This is a genomic window from Chitinophaga sp. (genome assembly GCF_039596135.1).
Lineage (GTDB): Bacteria > Bacteroidota > Bacteroidia > Chitinophagales > Chitinophagaceae > Chitinophaga.
On record NZ_JBCNKH010000005.1, the window covers coordinates 1 to 16,645 of the forward strand.

Annotated in this window: 13 protein-coding genes and 1 tRNA gene; 3 read left to right on the top strand and 11 right to left on the bottom strand. The window is 44.3% G+C overall.

The genetic code is table 11. The features are described 5' to 3' along the window. Nucleotides 1-436 (top strand): ROK family protein (locus tag ABDW16_RS05230; protein ID WP_343668203.1); only part of this gene is annotated, 436 nt, incomplete at its 5' end. Nucleotides 437-521: 85 nt separating this feature from the next. Here the strand turns inward: ABDW16_RS05230 and ABDW16_RS05235 are convergent. From ABDW16_RS05235 to ABDW16_RS05270, 8 genes are all read right to left on the bottom strand, one after another. Beyond that, on the bottom strand, nt 522-1,880 hold the full coding sequence (locus ABDW16_RS05235) for a glucoamylase family protein (protein WP_343668204.1): 1,359 nt from the start codon (nt 1,878-1,880) through the stop codon (nt 522-524). Nucleotide 1,881: 1 nt separating this feature from the next. Then, entirely contained in the window at nt 1,882-3,468 is a 1,587-nt protein-coding gene (locus ABDW16_RS05240; RefSeq protein ID WP_343668205.1) for a glucoamylase family protein, read from the bottom strand. Continuing rightward, a complete protein-coding gene (locus tag ABDW16_RS05245) occupies nt 3,468-4,973 on the bottom strand; it encodes a RagB/SusD family nutrient uptake outer membrane protein (RefSeq protein ID WP_343668206.1) in 1,506 nt (501 codons plus the stop codon). The genes ABDW16_RS05240 and ABDW16_RS05245 overlap by 1 nt, the downstream gene beginning before the upstream one ends. A 19-nt stretch (nt 4,974-4,992) precedes the next feature. Beyond that, complete coding sequence (locus tag ABDW16_RS05250; RefSeq protein WP_343668207.1) at nt 4,993-7,983, bottom strand: TonB-dependent receptor; 2,991 nt, start codon at nt 7,981-7,983, stop codon at nt 4,993-4,995. Between the two features lie 810 nt (nt 7,984-8,793). Beyond that, nucleotides 8,794-9,582, bottom strand: a complete 789-nt coding sequence (locus ABDW16_RS05255) for a carbon-nitrogen hydrolase family protein (protein WP_343668208.1) — start codon at nt 9,580-9,582, stop codon at nt 8,794-8,796. Nucleotides 9,583-9,877: 295 nt separating this feature from the next. Next, nucleotides 9,878-9,948: transfer RNA gene (locus tag ABDW16_RS05260), tRNA-Gln, on the bottom strand. A 57-nt stretch (nt 9,949-10,005) separates the two neighbouring features. Next, on the bottom strand, nt 10,006-11,010 hold the full coding sequence (locus tag ABDW16_RS05265; RefSeq protein WP_343668209.1) for a glycosyltransferase family 9 protein: 1,005 nt from the start codon (nt 11,008-11,010) through the stop codon (nt 10,006-10,008). Nucleotides 11,011-11,013: 3 nt separating this feature from the next. Next, nucleotides 11,014-11,622, bottom strand: coding sequence for a DUF4254 domain-containing protein (locus ABDW16_RS05270; RefSeq protein WP_343668210.1), 609 nt, complete (start codon nt 11,620-11,622; stop codon nt 11,014-11,016). A gap of 125 nt (nt 11,623-11,747) precedes the next feature. Here ABDW16_RS05270 and ABDW16_RS05275 point away from each other — a divergent pair, with 125 nt between their 5' ends. Both ABDW16_RS05275 and ABDW16_RS05280 read left to right on the top strand, forming a co-directional pair. Then, nucleotides 11,748-12,269 carry an RNA polymerase sigma-70 factor gene (locus ABDW16_RS05275; protein ID WP_343668212.1) on the top strand — a complete coding sequence of 174 codons (522 nt, stop codon included), beginning with the start codon at nt 11,748-11,750 and terminating at the stop codon, nt 12,267-12,269. Between the two features lie 24 nt (nt 12,270-12,293). Next, on the top strand, nt 12,294-13,607 hold the full coding sequence (locus tag ABDW16_RS05280; protein ID WP_343668214.1) for a S41 family peptidase: 1,314 nt from the start codon (nt 12,294-12,296) through the stop codon (nt 13,605-13,607). A gap of 131 nt (nt 13,608-13,738) precedes the next feature. Here the strand turns inward: ABDW16_RS05280 and ABDW16_RS05285 are convergent, their stop codons facing one another. The 3 genes from ABDW16_RS05285 to ABDW16_RS05295 are packed head-to-tail and all read right to left on the bottom strand — an operon-like array spanning nt 13,739 to nt 16,599. Continuing rightward, on the bottom strand, nt 13,739-14,347 hold the full coding sequence (locus ABDW16_RS05285) for a hypothetical protein (RefSeq protein WP_343668215.1): 609 nt from the start codon (nt 14,345-14,347) through the stop codon (nt 13,739-13,741). 24 nt (nt 14,348-14,371) lie between these two features. Further along, entirely contained in the window at nt 14,372-15,175 is an 804-nt protein-coding gene (locus ABDW16_RS05290; protein WP_343668217.1) for a hypothetical protein, read from the bottom strand. 26 nt (nt 15,176-15,201) lie between these two features. Next, nucleotides 15,202-16,599 carry a hypothetical protein gene (locus ABDW16_RS05295; protein ID WP_343668219.1) on the bottom strand — a complete coding sequence of 466 codons (1,398 nt, stop codon included), beginning with the start codon at nt 16,597-16,599 and terminating at the stop codon, nt 15,202-15,204. Nucleotides 16,600-16,645: the final 46 nt, after the last annotated feature.

Consider the following 16,645-nt stretch of genomic DNA (forward strand, 5'->3'; position numbering starts at 1 on the left):
GTGTGGGAAGAAGGGGTGTTTGGAAACGGAGACTTCAGGGAAGGCATTGACGACTTTCTTTGTGAAGAGATTGAAAGAAGGAGCTACATCGTCTGTGACAGGGAAGGTGACACAGATGGAGGATATTACGATGGAGCATATTATAGATGCGGCGATTAATGATGATACCCTGGCGATGGAGTTGATTGAGGAGATTGGGGAGAAGTTGGGAAAGGCGATTGCGGTGTTGATTAATATTTTTAATCCGGAGTTGATTATTTTGGGAGGTAGTATGGCGGCGACGGGAGATAGTTTGTATTTGCCGGTGAAGAGTGCGATAAAGAAGTTTAGTTTGAGTTTGGTGAATAGTGATACGAAGTTACGGTTGTCTCAACTGGGAGATAAGGCAGGGGTGATTGGAGCATGTATGTTGATGCGAAAAAGACTGTTTAATTAAGGCTTTTTGAAAGTTCTGCCAAAGGCAGAACTTTCAAAAAGCGCGAGCGGTAAACTTTTGCCAGAGGCAAAAGTTTACCGCTCGTTTATTTTATATACGGGCTCTCGAAGCCAAGTTTCTTCAACCCGCCCTGCACTTCCGGGCAACTCATAAACAACTTCCATAACAACGCACTCCTATAGTTCTCCATCATCACCACTTCTGGCCCCTGATCGATAGCGAGGTATTTTTGTGGGTACCAGTTATCTGTCTCGCTGAATGCATCATAAAAACCATATTTTCCAAACAGCTTCCCCTCATAGTTCTTATACCAATGTACCATTGCCTGTTTGGAATACTCTGGTGTATAAGGCATAGAAGACAAAGCAGCTGTTGGTGAAATCACCCCTAAATCAGTTTCCTTACCCGGTGCATGGGCCGCATAACCACTCACAGAATAGCTTGCAGTCAATCCCCAGCTATCTGCACCATAGCCCTTAAAGTGTTTGGGATTTTCTATACACCATTCTCTGTCGATCAGCACCTGGTTTACATTATGCTCCCAGTAATCAGCATACTTATCTTTCAGTCCATGCGGATCAAGACCTAAATAAGAATAATGCGCCCAGAACAATGGACCACCTAACTCACGTGCATAATTATGATGCAGTTTCAGTGTATAACCATATGCATTTACACTGTCTTTAATCTTACCACCCTTTGCCCATCCTTCATGATAAACCTCAGCAGGAATACCATAGGTCGGTGAAGAAGCTGCCAGCACATACATGATCAGGCACTCATTATACCCTGTCACAGCAAAGTTCATCTGCCATTCATAGGTTGGAGACCAATGCCAGTAGAGCACATTTTTACCATTACGGTACCAACTCCACTCTACTTCTTCCCACAGTTTATTGATCTTTGCAGCCAGTGCTTTTTCCTGCTCATTGCCATTGGCAAAATACTGTCTTACACAGAGCAAGCCCTGCATCATAAAGGCTGTTTCCACCAGGTCGCCCCCATTATCCTTCTGTCCGAAAGGTTTTACCTTACCCGTCTCACCATAGATCCAGTGCGGCCATGCGCCATGAAAACGGTCTGCCTTTTCCAGGAAATCAACAATATGCGATAAACGTTCAAACCCTTGCTGACGGGTGATATACCCTCTTTCAATACCCACCAGGATGGACATAATACCAAACCCGGAACCACCTGTAGTCACCACATTCTGATCATGCTCGGGGTAGTTGCCATCCACATGATAGCGCTCCCTGGCTAGTCCGCTATGCGGTTCTGCTCCATCCCAGAAGTACTCGAAAGTTTGCTTCTGTACTAAGTTGAAAATAGAATCGGTAGTCAATGTCGTATCTACCAATGTGTCTTTTGAAGCGGATTTGTTTGCCTGATGACAACCTGTATTTGCCACCAGCGCGACCAATCCTGCAAATAGTAATGTTCTCATGTTAATGAAGTTGAACTACCTGTATTATATTATCTGAACTACCTTTTAACCTTGCTGTATATTTTCCCGCCGACGTATTGAATGTGACCTGTGTACTACCAGCATTGAGCGAAGTAGTGCTCACTACGGTACCATCTGTTTTTTCAAGTGTGAAAGTACCGGCCGTGGTCATGTATACATCCAGCTGGTAAGTGCCCACATCCGGATGTTTCACCAAATCTACCACTTTGTTTTCTACTTCGGGAACAGACAGGTAAAACCCTGTGCTACGCACGGGTGTGTGAAATCCTAACTGACTTAGTGAAGTTTTTACTTCAGAGATATTCATAAACAAATTCCACAACAGACCGCTACGATAGTTTTCAATCATCGCTACGATGGGTCCCTGATCGATGGCAAGGTATTCATTGTCCATCCAGCTTCTGCTTACATTTAATGCATCGTAAAAACCATACTTACCATACAGTGCTTTCTTATTTTCGTACAGGTTACGCATCACCTGCAATGAATAATAAGGTGTGTATGCAATGGAAGATAAAGCGGCTGTCGGCGCTATCGTACCATTGTCGCTGGCAGGCTGAAAAGCATTGTAGCCATCAGGTCCGTCGCTGGCCGTTAATCCCCATAAGGTAGCACTATAACCGTAGGTAGACGGAGCGCCATATATGCAATAAGATCTGTTGATCATTACATGTTTGACTACCTGCTGCCAGTAATTGGTGTAGTTATCTTCCAGCTGACGGGGATCTAACCCAATGAAAGAATAATGAGAGAAAAACAATGGGCCGATGTAGTTATTACTTGAAATTGAGACGGTGTAACCCTGATAAGTATTTTGTACTCCAAAGCCGGAAGTAATCCAGGTGTTATTATAAACGCTTACGTCAATGGGATGTGTAGGCGAAGCGACTGCGAGCACGTATGTGATAAGTGCTTCATTCCAGCCAGTGACAGGCATGTTCATGGTCCAGTCATAATCCGGACTCCAGTGCCAGTAGAGTTTATTATCGCCCCTGCTGGCGTACCAGTTCCACTCTACACCTTCATAAAGGGTGGTGATGGTGTTCCTGAGATGGGTCTCAGCCGTATCTGAACCGGTGAAGTATGCCCGGGCAATGAGGAGGCCGTTCACTAAAAATGCTGTTTCCACCAGGTCGCCACCGTTATCATAAGTACTGAAAGGCTGCACCTTTCCGGTAGCGCCATTGAGCCAGTGGGGCCAGGCGCCGTGGAAACGATCGGCAGCTGCCAGAAAATTGCAGATGATACGTAATCGGTTGACTGCATCAGTGCGGGAGATCCAACCCCTGGAAGTAGCTGCTACAATACCTGCTATACCGAAACCGGTACCTCCTGTAGTGACTACGTCTCCGCTGCTGCTGCGCTCTAAAGCCATTCCGGAGCTGGTATGTGCTCCATCCCAAAAGTACCCAAAGCTGGCTTTCTGCACCTCATTCATGATAGTGAGATCTGGTATAGAAGTAGTTACGGAGTCCGTGGGGGACTCCGTAACGTTTTGCTCTTTTTTACAACTAACAGCCGTCCAGAGCAGGAGTAAGCTGTAGGTGACCACTAATAAATTCTTCATTAGTATCCGCTATTCTGTTTCAAAGCATTGCCGCTGGCGCTGATTTCACCCTGAGGAATTGGAAATACTTCATTTTTACCATCTACGAAGCTCTTACCCAATGCACGCAGTACGGTACCTGCACGACCTTGTCTGATCAGATCAAAGAAACGGTCATGTTCCATAGCCAGTTCCCATCTTCTTTCATTCCAGATCGCTGTGCGCAGATCGGTTTGTGAAGCAGCTGTGGTATTTGCCAGACCGGCACGGTTACGTACTTTGTCCAGAGAAGTGACTGCAGTAGCGGTATTACCCAATTCATTGGCAGCTTCTGCATTGATCAGGTACATTTCACCCATACGCAGAATACGCACATTCTTGTTAGTCAGATCCGCATCGCCGCTATATGTTTCCTGGGTCTGGCTTACATAAGCTTTGTAGTTGTAACGGTCGTTAACAGCGCTTTTCAAAATCACACCATCAAACAGGGTATCGCCTACGTGAATGATAGTAGCCTTCTTACGCAAGTCGCCTGCTTCATATGAGTTGTCCAGATCTTCACTAGGTGTATTGAAACCCCAACCAGTATAAGCAGTAGTTACACCGGCAAAGGTACCACCACGAATAGCCTGGATGACAGAATATTGCTGTACACCCGCCTTAGGGCTACCGGATTTCCCTTGAACTTCGAACAGTGATTCGGAGCTGTTTTCACCAACTTCACGCCAGATTTTGCTATAGTCACTTACCAAAGCATAAGAACCAACAGCACCAGTGAGGATCTGATTAGTGAGGTCATATGCCTGCTGATATTTCTTTTCATACAGACTTACCTTAGCCAACAGTGCAGTAGCTGCACCTTTGTTAGCACGGCCGATGTCTTTTGACGCCTGGTTATCAACAGTAGGTAATGCGCTGATAGCATAGTTCAGGTCTGATTCAATGAATGCATAGATTTCTGTAGCAGCTACCTGTGTGTTACCTTTTGCAAGAGAAGCAGGATCATCTGCATTCAATACTGTGTCTACTAATGGGATATTGCCAAAAAGTCTGATCAGGTTAAAGTAATAAAACGCTCTCAGGAAACGGGCCTCCCCTTTCAGTTGAGTTGCTGTAGCAGCATCCAGTGTAGTAAACTTAGGAATGTTTGCCAGGGCCTGGTTACAGTTGGATACACCCTGGTAGTTACCTTTCCATGCATCGCTCACGCTACCAGAGGTAGCAGTGTAAGTGATAGCATCCATCTGGTCTTTATCAGAACCGTTATCACCTGAAGAACTACCCTTATCAGCATCGTCAGATGTGATGCTGCTTACACCTACCCATGAAAAGCTGGTTTCTGCCCAGGTGAGCAGGTTGGTATAACAAGCATTTACAAATTTGGTAGCGTTCGCATTATTGTTATAAATAGAATCTGATTCAGTCAACTGGTCTTCCGGATCAGGGTTTAACCAATCTTTTTTGCAGGCACTCATTGAAATAAGAACAGCACCTACCGTTATGATGAATAAACTAAACTTTTTCATGTTTCGCACATTTAGACAATTAGAAAGTGAGATTAAAACCTGCCATGTAGGTAGATGTGATTGGATAGATGTTCAGCTCTATACCAGAGTCAACAGCAGTACCGGGCAATTCAGGTGTATAACCACTATACTTCTTGAAGATAACAGGGTTCTGTGCAGTAGCAAACACGCGCAGGTTGCTGATGCCAGCCCTGCTTTGTACAGGTACATTGTATCCAACAGTGATATTGTTGATACGGAAGAATGAACCGGATTCCACGAAGTAGGTAGATGGAGTTGGGATAGCATTGGAAGCTCTTGGAATAGCAGTAGTAGTGTTGGTAGAAGTCCAACGACCGCTGGCTACTTTAGCCTCTACGTTATCATTACCCAGGCGTACTGCTTTCTTACCATTGAATACTTTGTTTCCGGAGTTACCATAGCAATCAATAGAGAAGTCCCACTGTTTGAAGTTGAAACCGGCGTTGATACCGTAGTATACTTTAGGCTGATAAGAACCTACAAAGATTCTGTCGTTATCATCGATAACACCGTCGCCGTTATTGTCTTTGTATTTAAAATCACCTACAGTAGCACCAGTGATGTGTGCAGAGTTGTCGATTTCACTCTGATTCTGGTAAATACCATCTGTTTGATATACCCAGAAGCTACCTATTTCTCTGTTTGCTACTGTATAAGTTACAATCTGGCCATTGCCCAGGCTACCGCTCTTCAGCTGCAGGTTACCTCTTACTTTATCAACATTGTTTTTATTGAAAGTGATGTTACCACCTACGAAATAAGAAAAGTCTTTGTTTACTTTCTGGTTCCAGTTCAGGGTGACTTCCACGCCTTTGTTTCTTACATCAGCAGCTCTTGAATATACTATCTGATCAGCATCGCCCAATGTACTAGGCACTGTAACGTTTACATATGCCTGCGTTTTCTTGTTATAGTAGTTCACACTACCGGTCAGCTTTCTGTCCAGTACTGTAAATTCAAGACCCGCATCCACACCTGTAGTTGGCTCCCAGGTAGCATTGGCATCTTTGAGCTGGTCGTAAGTAATTGCCTGCTGAGGAGAATATGCGTTACCACCAAAATTATAATAATATTCCTGGATACTAATACCTCTCAGTACACCCAGGTTATTCAGGTTATCATTACCTACACGGCCATAACCAACTCTTACTTTCAGGTCGTCGAAGATATTCTGGTCTTTCATGAAGCCTTCTTCTGTCACGATCCAGGAGAGACCTGCAGAATAGAAAGTACCCCATTTGTTACCAACAGGGAAGTTGCTGGAACCATCTCTTCTGGCGCTACCACTCACGTTATACTTACGATCGTAGGTATAAGTCAGACGACCATATGCAGAAGCTCTCTGCACGAGTTGACCATAGTTGAAGATAGTTACGTTGGTCAGGTCACCCTGATCCAGGTACCAGAGGTTACGTCTGTTAGGTACACCTTTTACAGAAGCATTCAGGGAATCGCCTTTGTTATGTTCTGCAGAGTAACCTACTGTTACTGACAACTCATGTTTATCATTGAAAGTATGGTTGTAAGTCAGGTTATTGTCTACGATATAGTAGAAACTGTTACCACGGCCCATTTTCAGGATAGAAGAGTCATTTTTCTGACCGCTCCAGATGAAGTAAGCAGGAGTATAAACAGTTGCGTTGTTATTACGCCTGTCAAAGTTGAAGCTGCTGTGCAGGTTCAGACCTCTGATTGGAGAGAAGTCGAGGTATGCATTACCCTGTAACCTTACAGTGTTCAGATAATCTGTAGTATAGTTCAGGTCAGCAACAGGGTTTGCCACGCTCAGGTTTTGTTCAAAGCCATAGCTGCCATCAGCGTATTTAACAGGAGTAGATGGCGCCATGCGATAAGCATTGGTGAACTCGTTGTTTTTATTGTTAGTCTTGGAGATGCTTACGTTCAGGTTATGACCCAGTTTCAACCATGAAGCCAGCCTGTATTCGTTGTTAATTCTAATAACGCCACGCTGGAAGTCGTTACCTTTTACGATGCCATTATCTTTAAAATAACCGGCACTGAAGAAGTAAGTAGTTTTTTCGGTACCACCACTGATATTTACGTTATAGTTCTGAACAATACCTTTGCGGGTAATCTCATCGAACCAGTCGGTGTTGGTATTGATAGTATCTACATCGAAGATAGCGCTACCACCGCCACGGATATTCGCCTCGTTTGTATATTGGGCATAAGATTTACCATCTGCCATTTTTACTTTGGAGGTAGGGCTTCTGAAACCGGAGTATACATCGAAACCGATTTTCATTTTACCCATTTTACCTTTCTTGGTAGTTACCAGTACCACACCATTACCAGCGCGGGAACCGTAAATAGCTTGTGCAGATGCATCTTTCAGTACAGAGATAGATTCGATATCTGCACTATTAATGTTGGTGATATCTGATGTAATCATACCATCCACCACATAGATAGGGTTTGCGTCGCCAGTGATAGAGCTCACACCACGGATGCGCAACTGAGGTTGTGCGCCGGGAGTACCCTGAGCGGATACCTGTACACCACTGGTTTTTGCCTGTAAGCCCTGAGCAGCAGTCAATACAGGTTGCTTAGTGATTTCGCTACCTTTTACAGTACCAACGGAACCTACTACCTGGCTTTTACGCTGAGTACCATAACCTACTACGACTACCTGGTCGAGCTGGCTGGCATTCCTTTTTAAAGTGACATTCTGCTCAACCTGTCCGTTTACAGGTACTTCCTGGGTAGCATAGCCTATGAAAGAGAAAATGAGAACGGCATTTTCATCCGCGGTGATGGTAAATGTACCATCCTGTTGTGTAGTTGTCCCTCTTGCTGTTCCTTTAATTGCGACAGAAACGGCTTGCATAGGTTCGCCGGCTTCGTCAACTACCTTTCCTTTAATAACGATATCAGCATAGGTAGCAGCAAACATTGTTGCTGGAAATGAGAGAGTTAGGAAAAGTGCTACAAACAACCATCCAGCCGTCCACTTTTTGTGGACAGCCATAACTGTAGAATTCATAATTTTATGTATTGAGATGATGAATCCAGCCCGCCAAGACTGGGTTTATTTCGATTGTAAACAGGGGGGAATGCGCCAACATTCTCCCTATTTATTTAATAGAAATTAAGGTGATTGTTCATGATTAATCTTGCTCATTGAAGTGGAATTTAACAGTCAATAAATCTAACCTCCAACCTGTAGATCATACCCGCAGCTAAGGTCAAAAAATCAATGGAGCACGTGTCCCCGTTTCATTTTCATTACGTCATGGATTTTCACTGTTTATTAAAGTATCAGTTCGAATAGTTTAATTTACTACTTATGATTTCCGAATTTTAACATTTACATAACAATACGGCCGTAAGATATGAAGATTATTGTATTTAGCAAAAGTATTAGTTGATAGAAGGTAAAGGAAAATATATATTGGTGATAATGAATGTTTATTTATCGATATATAGGGGAAATACATAGATGAATGTTGTAGTATGTAATTTAGCAAGCGGGAATTTATGGGTGGGAAGGTTGGGGTACTCAACATCTACAGCGTCTCCCTATCTGTAATTTTGGGTCTTTTGAATCATTTTTATAGGCTTCCCCATTGACATATGAATAAGAGCCTTCATGGCTCACAGGGCTATTACCCATATAATTTTTCTCATCAATAATTACGGCCCTGGCCCGCTGCGCATCATGCTTTAATTAAATATCCAGTTAGTTGCCTTTTACCAGCCTTATAGAAGATATAACCAAACATCATTAAAAAGACAATAATTGTTACTATATTCTTTAGTTTATTCATTGCGTTTAACACTATGCATATAACCAATTCTTAAACCGCTTTGCCAACATCCCTGTAGCCAACGAAAGATCTATTTCTGCTACCACTACTCCCGGCTTTCCATACTCTCCATGCACTAAACACTTACCATCCGGCGCAATCAACGAAGACGCCGCTTCAGGATATTTTGAGGCATAATTAGAACTCCCTACAAAAATGGTATTCTCCATTGCTCTCAACATCACGGCTTTCTCATAATAAGGACTCTCTACACTTCCCCACCCGGTCGGCAACACACCTTCTGTATTACTACCTACAAAATGCGGGAAGAATACAATCTTTGCATCCTGCTGCGCCGCCCATCTCACAGACTCAGGATACCTGAATCCTTCATGACAGATCGTAATCCCGATTTTCACCCCATCTATTTCAAAAATACTGCGTGTTGTACCCGGTACCCACATTACATCTTCTGTAGGATCTAATTGATTTTTGGTCTGATAACCCAATATCTCCCCATTTGCATCTATCACAAATGCTACATTCAATAAACCTTCTGCCGCATGCCAATCCATCGGCATCACAATCGCTACCTTATTTTCCGCGGCAATAGCGCAAACCCGATCTAAAGCACTTTTTAATTTTTCAGGTGTTCGCTCTTCAGGAGTATACCCCATACCCGGATAACCAGGTATAAACGATTCCGGGAAACAAATAATAGCAGCTTGCTTGTCAGCAGCTTCTTTTACTAACTTTTCAGTCCAGGTTAATCCATCTTGTATCGATGATGGAAATGGCGGGGAGGCTAAAGCGATTTTCATAAAACAAATGTACCTAAAAATGTATCTAAATCACTTGGTTTAAATTCCCTCTAAAATCCCCTGCCAATTATGCATTACAACCGATAAGAACAATTGGCTCAGTTCAAAAAAAAACTCCATTTTGCCCCTTATCAAATCCCTAATAAAAACAGTAGCCCAATCTCCCTGTAACTAATATCGGCGTTAACAAAGTAAGATTCTTTACAGCTGACAGGAATGGAGATGGCATTCACCAGGTATGATGTCGCGACTTACGAATAATAAAAATGCCCGCTCAATGAGCGGGCATTTTTTGTTGTCCTACCAGGATTCGAACCTAGACAGTCTGAACCAAAATCAGATGTACTACCATTATACTATAGGACAATACCGTGATTTGGGATGGCGAAATTAGTAAAATTTCTCAACCCACCAAAAAAACCTTTAAATCTTTTCTATTATTCCTGACACCGGCAGCTGCTCCATGCACGCATGATCCCCTCTGAAACACGGTTTATTGCCAAAAATACTACACGGCCTACAGTATAAATCCACCTGCGCCGCCTTTTCTATTTTCTGCCCATACCCCATAAATCCTGCAAAAGGATGCGTTGCTCCCCACACCGATACCACCGGCACCCCAAACAATGAAGCAAGGTGCATATTAGCCGAATCCATACTAATCATCACATCCATCTGGCTGATAATAGCCAGCTCTTCCGGCAGTTTGAATCTACCCGCCACCACTATCGCCTGTGGATAACGCTCCGCCAGTTTCTGTAGTTTTGCTACCTCGCCTGCACCACCACCCATCAGTAATACTTTTGTGTCCGCACGCGCCACTAACTGCCCCAGCAATGCCGCTACCTTATCAAAAGGGTAGGTTTTCTCTTTATACGTTGCAAAAGGTGCCAGCCCGATCCATTTAAAATCTCCCTTCGCCTCCATACCCGCCGGCAAATCACGCTTTCCAAATACCGGGGGCGTCGCACTCATATCCACAGCATACCCCAATTGACGAAACACATCCGCATACCGCTCTATTGTACTCCTCAAAGGTTGCAATACCTTATTCTCTTTGCGGGACAGGGCCTTTTTACCAGCGCGCCCCTTATCAATCACCGCCACCTTACGCCCTGTAAAACGGAAAAACGTTCTTACTATCTGCGACCGCAGCACCTGGTGCAAATCTGCCACCGCATCAATGCGATATTGCGCACGCAAGGCCTTAAAAAGCCGGTATAACCCTTTCACACCCTTATGGGCCCCCTTCAGATCAGCCGGGAAAAAGTGTAACCTGGGAATGCCTTCACACAAAGCCCCCCAGTTCTTGTTTGACACAAACACGATCTCCACATCCGGATGAGCCTGTAATACCCGCTGCATGACGGGAATCGTCATTGCCACATCGCCCATGGCCGAAAAACGGATGGCCAGTAATGTCTTCATAAATTAATTGGAAGCGCTCTTGTAGAGAACAGGATTCAGAGAAGGATCGTTGTACATCTTCATCTGCTTGTACACCTTCATATACTTTTTACCGGCAGCAATATCTTCCAGCAGCTGGTTGATAGCCGTACCCAGGTCCCGCCTTTGCTCCAGCAGCACATCCAGCTTACGCTGGCATGCTTCCCGGTGCGCAGGAGTCGCATCTGTACGGGTAGCTTCTTCCCGCATGTGGTAAATTTTCAGGGCCAGGATAGACAAACGGTCTACTGCCCAGGCCGGACTTTCTGTATTGATAGATGCGCCCGCACCAGGCGTTACATCTTTATATTTTTCAAGGAAATAACTATCAATATATTCTACTACATCTGTACGCTCCTGGTTAGATTTATCAATCCAACGCTTGATTTCCAATGCCTTTACCGGATCTATTAACGGATCCCGGATGATATCCTCCAGATGCCATTGTACAGTGTCAATCCAGTTCTTCAGGTATAACAGGTGCTCTATCGCAGTTTTTTCATAGGGATTCAGGATAGGTTGATACACGCTGTTATGTACATGATAATCAGCAATGCTCTGATCAAATATTTGATTGCAAAGTTCTGTAAACATGGAGCAAATGTATACAAAATGGTTAAATAGGTAGATAGAGATTTTAATCCTCCGAACTTTAACATTCAAGTAACAAATGCTGCTTACATTTATTTCGCATTTTAGCAACCTTATATCAACACTATATGTCTGATAACCCATCCAGGATTCTATTCGGTCAGCTGTTTGAAGCGAACAGGGAAAAAGTGTACAGGTTCGCATTCAAACTCACTGACGACCGGCTACGAGCACAGGAGGTGACACAACAATGTTTTATTAAGTTATGGGAAAACATACATAAGGTACAGGTCAACCAGGATGTATTTCCTCTGCTGTTCGTCTTTGTCAAGCATATTGTCATCGATGAAACCCGGAAGCTTTACCGGGAAAGGAAATCACTTGCCCATATTTCTTCCGCCCAACCACCACTCTCCGACAACAGAGATGACCAGACCTTACTGCACAAAGAATTCCGCGAACAGATCCAGAAAGTGATTGAACGAATGCCGGAACAACGCCGTAATATCTACCTGCTCAGCAGAGATAAAGGCAAGAGTTACAAGGAAATAGCCGATCAACTCAGCCTGTCTCCCGCCACGGTCAGGAACCACCTGAATCTTGCCCTGCAATACATCAGGCGCGAAATGATGGCCCACTACGACATGTGATCTCACCCAATTAACCTTTTTCTTATGCTCCGCACAACGACCATTGCCCTGACAGCATTACTGTTCTTTGCTGCCTGCCACAAGGATGATGCACCCGATGTGACACCCACCGGGCCTGTCACCCAGCGTGAAACCAACAAGTGGATACTGGATAGTATGCGCTACTTCTATCTCTGGAATACTACACTGCCTTCCACTGTAGATACTACCCTGAGCACCACTGATTACTTTGCCAGTCTGAAAAACGCAGAAGACCGTTTTTCTTTCCTGTACAAACCCAGTGACAACTCCACGTATCCTAAATATATGCTGTCCCAGTACGGCATCTTATTTTCAGTTATTGAGCAGGATGGCCCCAAAGGCGTTATCCAACTCGTTATTCCCGGTTCTGTTGCAGCCCTGAGCGGCATCAAAAGAGGCGACTATTTCACTGCCATCAATGGTACCCCACTTACCAGCAGCAATGCCAGTGAGTTGACCACCGCCATGCTGGCCGGGAGCTCTTCTACCCTCACCATCAACGATGCTGCTATTACCCTGCCCGCCCAGAGCCTGGGGGAAAATCCCATTTACCAGCAGGATACTTTTATGGTGAAAGACAAAATAGTTGCCTACCTGTTTTACAATTACTTCAACGACACCTATAACACTGCTTTGCAACAAATCTTTCAGACCTTCAAAGCCGCCGGTGCATCAGAATTAATTCTTGACCTGCGCTATAATCCCGGCGGCAGTGTTGCAGCTGCAGCTCTAGTGAATGCCATGATCGCCCCGGGCATTACAGAACAAAGTATCTTTGCAAAATATTCAGGAAACAATCACCTGGGCAACAGAGACGTTACCTACAAATCTGCACTTTCTGTGCCCGAAAGCGGCAACCCCATTTCTTTTTCCACCCTGACCGATAAACGCCTCTCCCTCTCCCGGGTATTTATAATTTCCGGCGAAGCGACTGCTTCCGCAGCTGAGCTCACCATCAACTCGCTGAAGCCCTATATGCAGGTAATTCAGATCGGCGAAAAAACGTTTGGTAAAGATAAAGGAGCTGTCATCATCAGTGATACCCGGATTCCCTGGACCCTTATGCCCATTACTTACAACCTGTTCAATGCTAAAGGTACCGGCGGATACACCAGTGGCATCTCTCCAGATTATACCATCGATGAAATGTCTGCACTTCCATTGAAAACGGTGGGTGATCACACTGATCCTCTCATCGCTAAAGCCATCTCCATTATCGATGGCAATGCAAAAATCCGTACCCAATCAGGTACGGTCAGACATTATTATAATTCACAAATACCGGCTGCGCAAAAGGAGATAATCATATGCAGATAATTAAAGTCTGCTGTAGATACAGCCGACTTTTTTGCTCCTAAATGGGGATTGTTTTAATGCTAACTTCAAATATCTTATTGAGAGACATAAAGTGTATACTGTAGAAACAGTATACCAGCATCAAACATTTATCAAAGATCATTATAACCTTCAGTAATGATAGAAACTCCTGTATCCATGGTAACATGGTCGATGCAAGTTTTGCTGCCCACCCCCAGGAATAAAATACCGGGCGACACCATGTGATGAAATTTCATCTCCACATAATCAATGACCCCTGAACTATCTTCAGGCAAATCGCCGCCGTAAGACAGCTCTTTACCCTCCGGTAATAAAAATGATTTCCGCTGAAATGCGTTTCCCATTAGTATCAACCCGTTCAGTCGGGTATGAGCAGTGTCTGTAAATTGAAATCTGATTGGTAAACCGGCAGTACCCTGTGCCACCAGTTTTGAGTCACGAACAATGATGATCCCGCCGCCGCTTTTGGCAGCAGGATCTGGTAATACCTTAATTTTCGTTCCGGGTTCTATGCGCAATGAAGACCTATTGATAATATATACCCAACCCTTCACACACCAATTGCGGTCATTCGTCAATAGTGTATTGGCACTATATACGCCCCGCAATGTATCATTGACGGGCACGATTTCCTCCTTCGTGTACTGAAGAGGTGCATCCTCCTTATCGCAGGATGCCAGCAGGAGCAGAATAGCGATATATAAAACTAGGGTTTTCATAATAGTAACTGCTGTAACAGCTCACTAATAGATAGCGTAATCCGGTAAGTACATATACAAACCTCCCAAATCAAGCGCATTCAAGGTGATGATCTCACGCTTGCCGGCCTCGAAGTATGGAGACAAATATTCTGAACCAATACCATCCATGATAAATTCTCCGGTAGTTTGACTCTTTATTTTAATAGCATATATGATAGATGAACCATCGTCGTCGGTCACCCTGATTGTTGTCAGATTTGGATGAAGTTTTCCCCTCTCTACATCTCTCCACACAATATCTGTTTCTTCAAAATTTCCATCTGTTTTATTTTGTTTAAACAGATAAGCATCTACCTTTTCATCAGCCACAGCACCTTCAGGCAGGCCATTGAAGAGGAAAAATGCGGTAGAATCAGCACCTACACTCGCATCACTTGCGCTGGTAAATGCGTTTATTCCCAAAGCCTCGCTATATGCGATTTTTAATCCCACTTTTTCTCCTGCACCAACAGATATGATGGTATCAAGTACCACCGAATCCTTATCTGCTGTTTTAAATGAAATAGTTGTTGATTTTCCGGCTGTCAGCATCAGCGGAGAAGCATTTCCGATAGCAGTTCCGCCGGACAAGGAACCTACTTTGCTATCCCCGACATAAACATCTAATGTACCTGAACCCGGCAATGCCAGCATTTCAGCAGAAAATGAACCAAAAGCATATTCCTTAACAGGATCCCCCTTTCTACAAGCCGTCATCAATGTCAGCGCGGCCAATGAAAAAAATAAAGTAAACTTGAGCATTTGTTGATTATTTTTTAAAAGCAAGTGTGGAGAAAAACTCTCCACACTTGAATGATAGAAACTGAAAGATATTAGTACCTAGACCAACCTGCAGTCCAGTCTGTACCACCGAAAGAGAATGCACCTGAACCCTTCACCTGTGCAGGGCTTGCAGCAGAAGCAGGGAACCAGTTAGCAGCAGAAGCAGTAGTAGGTCTTGAGAACGGAGCTACCAGCTGAATAGCTGCGTTAGCATTGCTTGCATTGGTAATAGCTACGTTACCGCTGGTCAGGGTTACAGAGCAAGGGCTTGAACCTTCTGTACCGAACGGAGTAACATATGCATGCACAATGTTGTTAGTCAGAGCAGACAGACCTCTGAAGTAAGCACATGGTGTATTACCCAGTGTACCATCCAGAGAGAATCCTTTGTTGAAGCCCATGAATACTGAGTTCTGGATGTTGAAACGAGAACTTCTTCTCAGGTGAGCAGCACGACCATAGCTACCAGTACCAGATGGCTGACCATTGGTGATAGAAGCACGGGTTGGAGTTACACCTACGATAGTCATGTGGTTAACTACTGGCAGGGTTACAGGAGATGCAGTAGAATCACCAGTTGCGTTGTTATCACTTTCGATACCGTTAGACTGGCTCTTGTCCGCACGGGTAGTATCAGACAGACCTAAAGCATAGCTAATTGAACCAGAGAAACCATTGTCAAAATCGAACATATCGTCCAGCGCATCAACAGCAATCAGATAAGAAGGGCTAACGCAACCACCGAAGAATTCGAATGCGTCATCTTTAGATTTGTAAACCTCTACGTGGTTAATGGTAGTACCGGAACCAACACCAGCTAATGTCAGACCGTTAATTTCGTTATCAGTTGACAGTTCATAACCAGCATACTCGATACGAACATAAGTCAGAATACCAGAGTTGTCAGAACAGCTTGTACCAACAGTACCACCGTAAGTAGCATTAGCTGGAGGATTTGTTGGGATACCTTCTACCTGTACACGGCCACTGTGGTTAGTTGGCGCATTACCTAAGATAACAACGCCAGACCAGTCACCTGAAACAGGGGTAGTAGCTGCAGATGTGAATACGATTGGGCTTGCAGCTGTACCCTGAGCAAGCAGCTTCGCACCACGGGTGATAATCAGACCACCACCAGGTACTGAAGAACTTGTGCTCAGATCACCTCTGATAGTAGTACCAGCATCAATGATCAGCACGTCTGCTGAATCTACGTATACCAGACCGCTCAGGTGCCAGGCTACGCTGCTGGTCAGGTGAATGCTATCAACTACAGTATGACCGGTACCTAAAACACCAGACAGTGTGGAACTGGTAGGAACTACCTGGGTTGCGGACAATGCACGATCGCCTGCTACACTTGCATCCTTCTTACAAGAGCTTACCAGAGCTGCGCTGATTATTGCAACTGAGGCCAGAGCGGCGAAAATTAAGGGTTTTCTTTTCATCTTGTTGATGTTTTCTTAAAGGTTAAAAATTGCATACCTGATCAGG